The organism is Catellatospora tritici, from assembly GCF_019083965.1.
GTDB lineage: Bacteria > Actinomycetota > Actinomycetes > Mycobacteriales > Micromonosporaceae > Catellatospora > Catellatospora tritici.
In genome coordinates, this window is the sequence record NZ_JAHRCY010000006.1 from 93,258 (window position 1) to 105,303 (window position 12,046).

The 12,046-nt window shown below is 72.9% G+C and carries 9 protein-coding genes; 6 read left to right on the forward strand and 3 right to left on the reverse strand.

The window, feature by feature from the left end:
- Nucleotides 1-116 precede the first annotated feature (116 nt).
- From KUA19_RS15195 to KUA19_RS15205, 3 genes are read left to right on the forward strand one after another with little or no spacing between them, the layout of a single operon-like run.
- Entirely contained in the window at nt 117-1,544 is a 1,428-nt protein-coding gene (locus tag KUA19_RS15195; protein ID WP_217396642.1) for a diaminobutyrate--2-oxoglutarate transaminase family protein, read from the forward strand.
- 48 nt (nt 1,545-1,592) lie between these two features.
- Nucleotides 1,593-6,668 (forward strand): Pls/PosA family non-ribosomal peptide synthetase, encoded by a 5,076-nt coding sequence (locus tag KUA19_RS15200; protein WP_217396643.1) that lies wholly within the window; start codon nt 1,593-1,595, stop codon nt 6,666-6,668.
- 41 nt (nt 6,669-6,709) lie between these two features.
- Nucleotides 6,710-7,444: an alanyl-tRNA editing protein gene (locus KUA19_RS15205; RefSeq protein ID WP_217396644.1), complete on the forward strand. Its 735-nt coding sequence runs from the start codon at nt 6,710-6,712 to the stop codon at nt 7,442-7,444.
- Nucleotides 7,445-7,447: 3 nt separating this feature from the next.
- Here the strand turns inward: KUA19_RS15205 and KUA19_RS15210 are convergent, their stop codons facing one another.
- The 3 genes from KUA19_RS15210 to KUA19_RS15220 all read right to left on the reverse strand — a co-directional run bounded on the left by KUA19_RS15210 (nt 7,448) and on the right by KUA19_RS15220 (nt 9,742).
- The gene (locus KUA19_RS15210; protein WP_217396645.1) at nt 7,448-7,819 is read right to left on the reverse strand and encodes a DUF3099 domain-containing protein; all 372 of its coding nucleotides are present in this window, start codon (nt 7,817-7,819) and stop codon (nt 7,448-7,450) included.
- An 82-nt stretch (nt 7,820-7,901) separates the two neighbouring features.
- Nucleotides 7,902-8,822 (reverse strand): carbohydrate kinase family protein, encoded by a 921-nt coding sequence (locus tag KUA19_RS15215; protein ID WP_217396646.1) that lies wholly within the window; start codon nt 8,820-8,822, stop codon nt 7,902-7,904.
- Nucleotides 8,819-9,742, reverse strand: coding sequence for a pseudouridine-5'-phosphate glycosidase (locus KUA19_RS15220; protein ID WP_217396647.1), 924 nt, complete (start codon nt 9,740-9,742; stop codon nt 8,819-8,821). The genes KUA19_RS15215 and KUA19_RS15220 overlap by 4 nt, the downstream gene beginning before the upstream one ends.
- A gap of 91 nt (nt 9,743-9,833) precedes the next feature.
- On the opposite strand from KUA19_RS15220, the gene KUA19_RS15225 reads away from it, so the two are divergent.
- From KUA19_RS15225 to KUA19_RS15235, 3 genes are all read left to right on the forward strand, one after another.
- On the forward strand, nt 9,834-10,079 hold the full coding sequence (locus KUA19_RS15225) for a DUF3039 domain-containing protein (protein ID WP_217396648.1): 246 nt from the start codon (nt 9,834-9,836) through the stop codon (nt 10,077-10,079).
- A 66-nt stretch (nt 10,080-10,145) separates the two neighbouring features.
- Nucleotides 10,146-11,081 carry a ribokinase gene (locus KUA19_RS15230; protein WP_217396649.1) on the forward strand — a complete coding sequence of 312 codons (936 nt, stop codon included), beginning with the start codon at nt 10,146-10,148 and terminating at the stop codon, nt 11,079-11,081.
- 127 nt (nt 11,082-11,208) lie between these two features.
- A complete protein-coding gene (locus tag KUA19_RS15235) occupies nt 11,209-11,949 on the forward strand; it encodes a trimeric intracellular cation channel family protein (RefSeq protein WP_217396650.1) in 741 nt (246 codons plus the stop codon).
- Nucleotides 11,950-12,046 lie beyond the last annotated feature (97 nt).

Genomic DNA, 12,046 nt, shown 5'->3' on the forward strand with positions numbered 1-12,046 from the left:
GTGAGCAAACGATTTCAAACAGTAGTCGTTATGGCATGGTGCTCCAGGACCGGGCGCCACCGCCGTGCTCACCGGATCCGGTGACCACTGGATCCGTGCACCCAGAAGGAGAACCAATGACACTGCTCAGCGGGCCTGAGGCGTCGACCGGACCATATGTACACGGCGACCTGCCCGGACCCCGTTCGGCCGAACTGCTCGCGCGCCAGCAGCGCCGTGAGTCCAACGCCCGGACGTACCCCCGGCACCTGCCCATCGCGCTGGCCGAAGGCAGCGGCAGCTACGTGCGCGACGTCGACGGCAACGTCTTCATCGACTTCCTGACCGGCGCGGGCGTGCTGTCGCTCGGTCACAACCACCCCGAACTCGTACGTGTGGTCACCCAGCAGGTCGCCACGCTCACCCACGCGCTGGACTTCCCCACCCCCGCCAAGGACGACTTCGTCGACGCGCAGCTGTCCATGCTGGCCCCCGGGCTGCGCGAGCGGATGAAGGTGCACTTCTGCGGCCCGACCGGCGCCAACGCCATCGAGGCCGCGATCAAGCTGTGCAAGACCGCCACTGGTCGGGGTGACGTCGTGTCGTTCCAGGGCGGCTACCACGGCGGCAGCCACGCCGCGATGGCGCTGTCCAGCCTGGTGGCGCAGAAGCGGCCGATCGCCAACGGGGTGCCGGGGGTGCACTTCTTCCCGTACTCGTACTGCAACCGGTGCCCGGTCGGTCTGCGCCCCGACAGCTGCCAGACCAACTGCGCCTCGCTGCTGGAGAACGCGCTGCTGGACCCCAACGGCGGCATCGCGCCGCCCGCGGCGGTGCTCCTGGAGTTGGTGCAGGGCGAGGGCGGGGTGATCCCGGCCGACCACGACTTCGTCCGCCGGGTGCGGGCGCTGACCCGGACCCTGGAGATTCCGCTGATCGTCGACGAGGTGCAGACCGGCTGCGGCCGCACCGGCACCTGGTTCGCCTTCGAGCAGTACGACATCGAGCCCGACGTGATCGTGGCGGCCAAGGCGCTGTCGGGTATCGGCACCCCCGTCGCGATCATCATGTACGACGAGCGCCTCGACGTCTGGGCCCCCGGCGCCCACACCGGCACCTTCCGGGGCAACCAGCTCGCCTTCGCGGCCGGGGCCGAGGCGGTGCGCATCATGCACCGCGACGGCGTGCTGGCCAACGTGAGCGCGCGGGGTGAGCAGATCTCCGACCGGCTGCACCCGCTGCGCGAGCACGCGGCGGTACGGGAACTGCGCGGCCTGGGCCTGATGTGGGGCATCGAACTGGCCGACCCCGGCGACGGGCGGACGGCCGGTGAGCTCGCCCGACAGGTGCAGGCGTACGCGCTGCGGCAGGGCCTGATCATCGAGCTCGGCGGCCGCGACGCCTGCGTGGTGCGCCTCCTGCCGCCGCTCAACGTCGACGCCCAGACCGTCGACACCGCCTGCGAGGTGCTGCTGGACGCCATCCGGGCCTGCTGCCCGACGCCGCCCTGCCAACGGAAGGCGGAGGAGCTGCTGCGCGACGCGGTCGGCGCGGACGACGTCTGACCCATACCCGGCCCCGCCCGTCCACGTCGCCGAAGGAAAGGTTCGACCATGAGCAGTGGCCTGGTCACCGACGACCTGTCCGAGCTGGACCCCGGCGGCGCGGACGGGCTGGCGGTGACCTGCCCCGGGTTCAGCCACGAACCTCGGTGCCGACCGGGGGAGCGGCTGTCCGACCTGTTCCAGCAGCAGTGCGACCGGCTGCGGCGCTACGGCCGCGAGGACCGGTTGGCGGTCGACGCCGGGGACGTGACGCTCACGTACGACCAGCTCGACGTGCGGGCCAACCGGCTCGCCCGGCACCTGGCCGCCCGCGGTGTGCGCCCCGGCGACCGGGTCGCGCTGCTGTTCGACCAGGCCGTGCACGCCTACGTCGGCATGCTCGCCGTAATGAAGATCAACGCCGCGTACGTGCCGCTGGACGTGAGCTTCCCCGCCGACCGGCTGGCCTACATCACCGCCGACGCCGGGGTGAGGCTGGTGCTCACCCTGGCGCACCTGCGGGACCGGCTCGCCGAGCACGAGGCCGAGCTGCTCTGCGTCGACGACGAGGCCGACGCGATCGAGGCGTTGGCCGGATACCGGCTGGCCGACCGGGAGCGCGGCGAGCCGGTCGACGAGCTGGCCTACATCATCTACACGTCGGGCTCGACCGGGCGGCCCAAGGGTGTCGCCGTCGAGCATCCGTCCATCTGCAACTTCGTGCGGGTCGCGGCCGAGTGCTACGAGGTGCACCCCGACGACCGCATGTACCAGGGCATGACCATCGCGTTCGACTTCTCGGTCGAGGAGATCTGGGTGCCGTGGCTGGTCGGCGCGACGCTGGTGCCCAAGCCGGGCGGCGCGAGCCTGCTCGGGCAGGACCTGTGGGACTTCCTGGACGCCCGCGAGGTCACCGCGCTGTGCTGCGTACCGACGCTGCTGGCCACCCTGGACGCCGACCTGCCCCGGCTGCGCTTCCTGCTGGTCTCCGGCGAGGCCTGCCCCCAGGACCTGGTCACCCGCTGGCACCGGCCCGGCCGCCGGTTCCTCAACGTGTACGGCCCGACCGAGGCCACCGTCACCGCGACCTGGACCCAGGTGCACCCGGACAAGGCGATCACGCTGGGCCTGCCGCTGCCGACGTACGCGGCGGTGATCCTCGACCCCGACGCGCCGCGCGCCCTGCCCCCGGGTGAGTTCGGCGAGATCGGCATCGCCGGGATCGGCCTGGCCGTCGGCTACGTCAACCGCGACGACCTCACCGAGCGCGCCTTCATCCCCGACTTCCTGGAGCTGGACCACAACCCGTCCGGCCGCATCTACCGCACCGGCGACCTGGGCCGGGTCAACGCCGACGGCGAGATCGAATACCACGGGCGCATCGACACCCAGGTGAAGGTCCGCGGCTACCGGATCGAGCTGACCGAGATCGAGTCGGTGCTGCTGCAGGTGCCCGGCATCGCGGCGGCCGTGGTGGCCACGCACGAGCCCGAACCCGGCGCGGTCGAGCTGGTCGGCTACTACAGCCTGCGCGCCGACACCCCGGAACTGGACCGCAAGCTGGTGTACGCGCGCCTGCGCGACCGCCTGCCCGGCTACATGATCCCGGCGTACCTGGAGCAGCTGGACGCGATCCCGATGCTGCCCAGCGACAAGGCCGACCGCAAGAGCCTGCCGCCGCCCAGCGGCGACCGCGGCCTGACCGGGCCGCAGACCACCACCGAGCCCGTCGGGCCGGTCGAACGCGGCCTGGCCGAGCTGCTCGCCGAGACGGTCCGGGTCGACCGCCTCGGCGTGGACAGCCACTTCTTCGACGAGCTCGGCGCCGATTCGCTGCTGATGGCACGGTTCTGCGCCAAGGTCCGGGCCCGCGCCGACCTGCCGCCGGTGTCCATGCGCGACATCTACCTCAACCCGACCGTCCGCGCGCTGGCCGCCGCGGCGGGACCCGCCCCGGCCGACCTGCCCGCCGGGGCGCCGGTGCCGCAGCCGGTGCCCGCCCGCACGGCCCACCGCGCCGCGACGGTCCGCTACGTGCTGACCGGCGCCGCACAGGTGCTGCTCATGATCGCCGGGGCTTACCTCGGGGCGGCGCTCTTGGTCGTCGGGTACCGCTACGCCTCGGCCGCGACCGGCTGGGTGGAGCTGTACCTGCGCTGCGCCGCGTTCACGGCGGCCGCGTTCGTCGTCGGCTGCGCACTGCCGATCGCGCTGAAGTGGCTGCTCATCGGGCGCTGGAAGGCGCGCGAGGTGCCCGTGTGGAGCCTGGGCTACCTGCGCTTCTGGCTCGGGCGTACGGTCGTGCGCGGCAACCCGCTGGCCGCCTTCGCGGGCACTCCGCTCTACAACGTCTACCTGCGGCTGCTCGGCGCGAAGATCGGGCCCGGCGCGGTGATCATGTCCACCACCGTGCCGGTCTGCACCGACCTGCTCACCGTCGGCGCCGGTGCCGTCGTGCGCAAGGACGTCCACTTCAGCGGGTACCGGGCGCACGCCGGGCTGATCCAGACCGGGCCGATCGCCATCGGAGCCGAGGCGATCATCGGTGAGCAGTCCGTGCTCGACATCGACACCCGCGTCGGCGACGGCGCCCGGCTCGGGCACGCCTCGTCGCTGCACGCGGCACAGGAGGTCCCGGCGGGGCAGTACTGGCAGGGCAGCCCGGCCCAGCGCGCGGGCGGCGACCTGGCCACGGCGCCGCCGATGCGGATCGGGGCGGTCCGCAAGACCGTGTACTGCACCCTCAAACTGGCCAACCTGCTGCTGCTCACCGGGCCGCTGGCCTGGGCCTTCCTGGTCGTGCTGCTGACCCGGGTGCCGGTGCTGGCCCGAATGCTCGGCGCGGCCGACCTGACCGTCACCCGGGGCTACTACTACCGCGACGTCGCGATCATCACCGGCATCATGTTCGTCGGCGGTGCCCTGCTCGGGCTCGGTGTGGTCCTGACCGTGCCGCGCCTGTTCAACCTGTTCCTGAAGCCCAGCCGGGTGTACCGGCTCTACGGGATCCACCACTGGCTGCAGGTCGCGGTCGGACGGTGGAGCAACTCGGCGTACTTCATGCGGCTGTTCGGGGACAGCTCGTTCATCGTGCACTACCTGCGCTGGCTCGGTTACGACCTGGGCAACGTGGTCCAGACCGGCTCCAACTTCGGCAACGAGCTCAAGCACGACTCGCCGTACCTGTGCAGTGTCGGCACCGGCACGATGGTCTCCGACGGGCTGTCGCTGATCAACAGCGACGTGTCGGCCACCTCGTTTCGGCTGTCGCGCACCACGGTCCCGCCGCGCAGCTTCCTCGGCAACAACCTGGCCTACCCGGCGCAGGCGACCGTGGGCGAGGACTGCCTGTTCGGCACGAAGACGGCGGTGCCGACCACCGGGGGAGTCCGCACCGGGACCGGGCTGCTCGGGTCGCCGTCCTTCGAGATCCCGCGCGGGGTGGCCCGGGAACCGGGCGACCGGCCGACCGGTGACGAGCTGAAACGGCGGCTGCGCGCCAAGAACCGCTACAACCTGGTGACGATCGTGCTGTACCTGCTGGTCGGGTTCGGCTACGCGTACGGCGCGTTGCTGCTCACCCTGACCGCGCTGGACCTGCTGTCGGACTGGGGCCTGTCCGTGCTGCCCCTGGCCGGGGTGGTCGGGCTGGTCTACCACACGGCGTACACGGTGCTGGTCGAGCGCGCGGTGGGGCTGTTCCGGCGGCTGCGGCCGATGCGGTGCTCCATCTACGACCCGTACTACTGGTGGCACGAGCGGCTGTGGAAGCTCGAAGCGGGCGTGTCGTTCGCGGGCACCCCGTTCCGGGGTCTGATCTGGCGGGCGCTGGGCGTGCGCGTCGGGCGGCGGCTGTTCGACGACGGCTGCTACATCCCGGAGAAGACCCTGGTCGGCATCGGTGACGACGGCACCCTCAACGCCAACAGCGTGATCCAGTGCCACTCGCAGGAGGACGGGGTGTTCCGCTCCGAGCACACCGAACTCGGCTCCGGCTGCACCCTGGGCGTCGGCGCGTTCGTCCACTATGGCGTACGGATCGGCGACGGCGGCGTGCTCGGGCCGCACTCGTTCCTGATGAAGGGCGAACAGGTGCCGGCCGGGCAGGTGTGGGACGGCAACCCGGCCCGCCAGCTGCGGGTGGAGCTGCCGGAGTCGGTGATCGAGGGCGAGGTCGTCGGCGAGGTCGTGCACGAGGTGGTGGGCGAGGTCGTGGGCGAGCTGGTCGACGTGCCCGAGCCGACGGCACCGCGCAGCGGCTCCCGGGCCGCCGCCCGACTGCTGCTGGCCGAGCTGCGGGCCACCCCGCCCCAACGGCGTGGGCAGTCGACCGGGCTGGCACTGTCGCTGTTTCGGCTGCAGGAGTGCCACCGCCGCCGGGACGAGCTGGCCCAGTTCCTCAGCACCGACGAGCTGGCCGAGGCGGCGACCCTGCGCTCCGGCGAGCGGCGCAGCGCGTACGTGGTGACCCGGGCGCTGATCCGCATGATCCTGTCGATCGAGTGGCACGGCGAGGTCGCCCCGCGCGACTGGGTGCTGGGACGCAGCGGCTTCGGCAAACTCGCGGTGTTCGGGCCGGTCGGCGGGATCGATCTGAGCTTCGCGCAGACGCCGACGCTGTTGGCGATCGCGGTGTCGGAGTCGTACGACATCGGGGTGGACCTCGGCAGCGCCGAGCGCGGCCCGGACGCGCTGCCCTGGCCGCTGCTGTCGGCCGACGAGCAGACCCGGCTCGCGCAGACCGACGCCGAGCAGCGCCAGGACCGCTTCCTGCGCATGTGGACGCTGAAGGCCGCGTACGCCCGCTGCGCCGGCACGGCCGAGCTGGAGCGACTGGACACCCGGCTGGACCCGCTCGACGTGCGGGCGCCGGGCGCGGCCGAGGTCAGGTGCTGGTTCCACCAGGAGCAGTGGCACACCGACGAGGAGCAGTACTGGCTCACCGTGGCGGTGCGGCCCCGGGCACGGCGCCCCGACCGGCGGGCCGCACGGCCGACGCGGCCCGCGGTGTCCAAGTCGGTGGGCCGGTCCAACCGCAAGGGCAAGGCGGCCCGGCCCCGGCCGGAGGGCCAAGAAGTGCTGCTGCACATCCTGGCCGACGGCGCGGTCGAGGCGCGCAGCGTGGAGCCGGTCCGGCGCGACTGAAACGGGATGGACCGCGTTAACCGCGGATATACTGCGCGGTCATGGGCGTCACACACCACGGGCGCACCGAGCGCCTCGACCTGGCCGATCCCACCCTGCGCGAGTGGACCTGCACCGTCGTGCACAGCGACCCCGAGCAGGGGATCGTGCTCGACCGCTCGGCCTTCTACCCGGGCGGCGGGGGCCAGCCGCCGGACCACGGCGTGCTGCTGTGGCAGGGCGTGCAGACCCGCATCGCGGGCACCCGCAAGGGCGACGACCTGTGGCTGATCCCGGAAGAGGGCGACCCGCTGCCGCCCGCGGGCACCAGCGTCGTAGGCGCGGTCGAGGACGCCCGCCGCAGCCTGCTGATGCGCACCCACTCGGGCCTGCACGTGCTGTGCGGGGTGGTGTTCCGCGACTTCGGGGCGCTGGTCACCGGCGGCAACATGGAGCCGGGCGAGGCCCGGATGGACTTCAACCTGCCCGAGGTGCCGGGCGACTTCAAGGCCCGGCTGGAGGAGCTGGTCAACGCCGAGGTCGGCGCGGACCGGCAGGTGGTGACCCGGGTGCTGGAACGCGCGGAGGCGCTGGCGCTGCCGGACATCATCCGTACCCAGTCGAACCTGATCCCGGCCGACGAGCAGGAGATCCGCATCGTCGACATCGTGGGGCTGGACGTGCAGGCCGACGGCGGCACGCACGTGGCGTCGACGTCGCAGATCGGCAAGCTGCAGGTGGTCAAGGTGGAGAGCAAGGGCAAGGCCAACCGGCGGGTACGCGTCCGGCTGGGGTGACCGCTAGCGCTTGTCCTCGACAGTGGCGCCGTCCAGCGTCTCGCCCTCGAACGTCGCCCCGGCGGGCTTGCTGGGCAGCGCGTTCGGGGGCAGCGTCTGGCGGCGGTACCGCTTGAACCGGTGCTCGTCCTTGGGCGCCCGGTCGTTGGCGAGCAGCACCGCCAGCCACGGCAGCAGCACCATGCCGACGCCGCACAGCGGCAGCCACAGCCACAGCCACGGCGCGTGGAAGATGGCCAGCATGCCCGCGAGGATCAGACAGGCGGCACGCAGCAGCATCATCAGGATGTAGCGCCGCTCCCGGAACCTGAGTTCCTCGTCCTGGCTGGGCGCCGCATCCGTGATCAGCACCGGCTGGTTGTCCTGCCGCTTCACGCGCGCCTCCCTGATCCGAGCATCCCTCTCCATCCTGCCCCTTCCCATCCGTCCCCGCCGCCCCGGGGCGGGGCACGCCCGGTCAGGCGAGCGGGCGGGGCAGGGGCGGGCGGGCGCCGACCACGCCGACGGCCTGGGCGCCGAGCAGGCAGGCGGCCTGGAGGCACGGCATCGGGTCGGCGCCGGACATCCAGGCGTGCAGCAGCCCGGCCGCGAACGCGTCGCCCGCGCCGGTGGCGTCGACCATGGGCGCCGGGTCGGTGGGCAGGTGGACCACGCCGCCCGGTCCGGCCCACAGCGCGCCGTACGGCCCGAGCTTGACCACCACCTGCCCGCCGATCGCGTACGACAGCGCCATCGCCTGCTCGGCGGGGGTGCCCGGCCCGGCCAGCGCGGTCGCCTCGTCGGTGTTGGCCAGCAGCAGGTCCACCCCGCGCACCCAGTCCAGGAACGGGTGCCCGGTCGGCCCGTCGTCGATCAGTTCCGTGGTGACCGCGTGCAGCGGCGCCGCCGAGGCCGCGTCCACGCTGGTACGCAGCCCGGCTGCCCGTGCCGCGGCCAGCGCCCGGCGTCCGGCGGGCCGGGACGGCTGGTCCAGCAGCGTGTAGCCGGACAGGTGCAGCAGCTGCCCGCCGTGCGCGATCGCGGCGTCGACGTCGGCCGGGGCGAGCAGCAGGTTGGCGCCCCGGTCGGTGATGAAGGTGCGCTCGCCCTCGTGGGTCAGCACCACGATGCTGCCGGTGGACGCCCCGGGGCGGACGCTGACCTGGGTCCGTACCCCCGCCTGGTGCAGTTCGGCCAGTCGGTCGCGCCCGGCCTGGTCGTCGCCGACGGCGCCGACGAAGGTCACCGGCGCGCCGATCGCGGCCAGCCAGGCGGCGGTGTTGGCGGCCTGGCCGCCCCCGGCCACGTGCACCGTGGCCGGGGTGTCCGAGCCGGGCGCCAGCGGTGCCCGCAGCACCGCGAGCACGTCGGTGACCAGGTCGCCGACGGTGAGGATCACTGCTTGGCCGCCGCGACCGCGATCTGGGCGGCCAGGGCCGCGTTGCGCAGGATGATCCGTACGTTGACCGCCAGGCTCTGCCCCCGGGTGGCCGCGTGGAAGTGCGACAGCAGCACCGGCGTCACCTGCTTGCCGGTGACCCGGTCCCGCTCGACGATGGCCAGGCCCTCGGCCAGCACCCGGTCGTGCAGTTCGCGGTCGAGCTGCTCGTCGGTCGGCAGCGGGTTGGCCACGATGATCGCGCCGCGGTGCACCCCCTGGTCACGCTGGGCGCGCATGGCCGCCGCGACCTGGTCCGGGGTGTCCAGCCGCCAGTCGACGCCGAAGCCGCTGTCGCGGATGAAGAAGCCTGGGAACCGGTCGGTGCCGTAGCCCGCCACGCCCACCCCCAGCGTCTCCAGCCGCTCCAGGGTGGCGCCCACGTCGAGGATCGACTTGACGCCCGCGCAGACCACCACGATGGGCGTGTCCGACAGCGTGGTCAGGTCGGCCGACTCGTCGAACGTCTGTGCCGCCTCCCGGTGTACGCCGCCCAGCCCGCCGGTGGCGAACACGCCGATCCCGGCCGCCGCCGCCACGGCGCTGGTGCTGGCCACGGTGGTGGCGCCGTCGACGCCCAGCGCGGCGGCGATGGCCAGATCACGTACCGAGAGCTTCGCCACGTTCTCGCCGACGGCCAGGCGGGTCAGCGCCTCGTCGTCGATGCCCGCCACGAGGCGGCCACCGACCATGCCGATGGTGGCGGGCACGGCGCCGTTGTCCCGTACCACCTGTTCGATCTCGCGGGCCACGCGCAGGTTGTCGGGGCGGGGCAGCCCGTGGGAGACGATCGTGCTCTCCAGCGCGACGACGGGCTGGCCGGTCGCCAGGGCCGCCTTCACCTCCGCGCCGAGTTGGATGCTCAGCTCAGTCACGATCATGACGCTACCCGATGGGCCCGCTGCGGCCCGGCCACGGCCCGGCGGTGATATCAGACTGGGACTCGCGCCGCTCACCTGAGACAATGTTCGGGTGACCACACCTGTGACTACTCCCAGCACCACCCTTGATGAGCGCGTCGCCACCGACTACCGGCTGGACGAGGGCGACCACGAGCGCATGTCCCACTACGCGCCGAAGGACAAACTCCTCGAGGCGATGGTCGAGGGAACCCCGGTCCGGGCCCTGTGCGGCAAGGTCTGGGTCCCCACCCGCGACCCCAATCGCTTCCCCGTCTGTCCCGAGTGCCGAGAGATCTACGAGTCGCTGTCCGCGTGACGCACTGGTGAGGCCGTGCCGGCGTCCCAGCCGGCACGCACGGGGGTCCACCGATCGGGAGCACCCATGCCACCTGAAGCGGACGTGACCGCGAACGTGGTCGTCGTGGGCAGCGCGAACATGGATCTCGTGGTGAGCGCGGCCACGCTGCCGCGCCCCGGCGAGACGGTGCTCGGCGACGACTTCCTCACCGTTCCCGGCGGCAAGGGCGCCAATCAAGCGGTGGCGGCCGCCCGCGCCGGTGCGCGATGTCACTTCCTGGGCGCCGTGGGCCGGGACGCGTTCGGCGACGAGCTGCGCGGCAGTCTCGCCGCCGCCGGAGTCGACCTGGACGGCCTGCGCCGGGTGGACCGGCCGTCGGGCGTGGCCCTGATCGCCGTCGACGCCGCCGCGGAGAACCTGATCGTCGTCGCCCCGGGCGCCAACACACAGCTGGTCGAGCTGGACGCGGCCGATCTGGAACTCATCGCCGGTTCGGACGTCGTGGTGTGCCAGCTGGAGATCCCGCCGCAGGCGGTGGCCCAGGCGCTGCGCGCGGGCCGCGCCGCCGGCACCCTGACCATCCTCAACGCCGCCCCGGCGCCCCCGTCGGCCGACGGGCTGCTCGACGCCGTGGACGTGCTGGTCGTCAACCGGGGCGAGGCGGCGGCGCTGGCCGGTGCCGACGGCACCCCCGACGAACTGCTGAAACTGCTGCTCGCGGCGGTGCCGCGGGTGGTGCTCACGCTGGGTGCGACCGGTGCGGCCTACGCCGACCGCGACGGGGTACGGCTGGAGGTGCCCGCACCGCAGGTCGAGGCCGTCGACACCACCGCCGCCGGCGACGCGTTCACCGGGGCGCTGGCCGTCGCCCTGGGCCAGGGCCGCCCGATGCTGGACGCGCTGCGCTGGGCCTGCGCCGCCGGTGCCTGCTGCGCCCGCAACCGCGGCGCCTCCACCTCGCTGCCCACCGCCGCCGACATCGACACCCTCTACACCTCGTGGTACGGCGCAGCCCCCTGAGCGGGCCCCTTGATCAGCCAAGTTGCCTGGCACTCGGGCGTATCCAGCCCTCCCGAGTGCCCGATTGCCCGGCAACTCGAACGATCTATGCCGAGGTGGGCGGTGCCGGGTGCAGTAACCTGCGGCGGTGGACAGTACGTCGACGCTCCTGCTGATCGGTGACCTCACCGGGGTGGCGGTCTTCGCCGCCTCGGGCGGCTCGGCGGCGGTGGGCAAGCGGCTGGACATCTTCGGCGTGGTCTTCGTCGGTTTCGTGGCCGCGCTCGGCGGCGGGATCCTGCGCGACCTGGTGATCAACCAGGTGCCACCGCTGGTGTTCGCGAACTGGCGCTATCCGGCCACCGCCATCGCCGCCTCGCTGGCGGTGTTCTGGCTGCACCCGCACCTGGAACGGCTGCGCCGCACCGTGTACGGCCTGGACGCGGCGGGCCTGGGGCTGTTCACCGTCACCAGCACGCTCAAGGCGCTCGACGCCGGGGTGCCCGCGTTCGGGGCGTGCCTGCTGGGCATGCTGACCGGCATCGGCGGCGGCCTGGTGCGCGACCTGCTGCTGGGGGAGATCCCGGTGGTGCTGCGCCGCGAGATCTACGCGGTGGCGTCGCTGCTCGGCGCGATCATGGTGGCGGTGCTGGCGGGGTCCGGGCTGGGCAACGCGCTCACGTACACGGCGGCGGTGCTGCTGGTCTTCGTGGTGCGGATCACGGCCCTGTACCGGCGCTGGTCGGCGCCGCGCCCGCGCGTGTCCACCGGAGCGTCACCGGGCACCGCCCAAACGGCTCCGGGCAGCCTCGGTGCGGGTCCGGGCGTGGCGGGGATGACACCGGATGCGTCGGGGACGACACCGGGCAGCAGCACCGAGCTGTCATGAAGAGCCGATAGACTCCAGGCGCAGCCCTCGTGGCGCTGCCGCCGTCCCACCCGGACGGAGGGCCGCGCATCGGCACGTGGCCTGTCCCGGCGCCGCC